The sequence below is a fragment of the Sphingobacterium composti genome, assembly GCF_009829075.1.
GTDB lineage: Bacteria > Bacteroidota > Bacteroidia > Sphingobacteriales > Sphingobacteriaceae > Sphingobacterium > Sphingobacterium composti.
Genome location: NZ_WUQZ01000066.1, coordinates 1 through 418 on the forward strand (window position 1 = coordinate 1; position 418 = coordinate 418).

The following is a 418-nucleotide window of genomic DNA, read 5'->3' on the forward strand; positions in this document are numbered from 1 at the left end:
AGTGTTTTGCTAATGCAGTGCAGGTTATTGATCGCTTTCATGTGCAGCAATTGGCAACTGAGGCACTTCAAGAAATCCGGATAAAACACCGTTGGGAAGCTATTGATGAAGAAAATATGGCCATTGAGGACGCTAAAAAAAGGAAAGAAACTTACTGTCCAGAAATCCTATCAAATGGTGATACTATAAACCTGAATTCGATAATTAAAAAGCGTACAATTGGTTAGTTTTTACCGTTTGATATTTGATTGAAGGTTTCTTAGGGAAGAAACTGTATGCTGCTAATCCAGTTAAGATATTTACGATAAAGTTGATGAATGAACGATGTCTTGAATGCTCAATCTGACAGATGTTTTTAAGTTCGTCGTTCACAGTTTCTATAACTGATCTTTTTCTAAGCATAATCTTATCATTCATA

At 34.9% G+C, this 418-nt stretch carries 2 protein-coding genes; one reads left to right on the forward strand and one right to left on the reverse strand.

Annotated elements, in window-relative coordinates; all coding sequences use genetic code 11:
• A partial coding sequence (locus tag GOQ17_RS16075) for a transposase (protein WP_236537185.1) occupies nt 1-227 on the forward strand: 227 nt, incomplete at its 5' end.
• On the opposite strand, the gene GOQ17_RS16080 is transcribed toward GOQ17_RS16075, so the two are convergent.
• A partial coding sequence (locus GOQ17_RS16080) for a transposase (RefSeq protein ID WP_159639066.1) occupies nt 205-418 on the reverse strand: 214 nt, incomplete at its 5' end. The genes GOQ17_RS16075 and GOQ17_RS16080 overlap by 23 nt on opposite strands.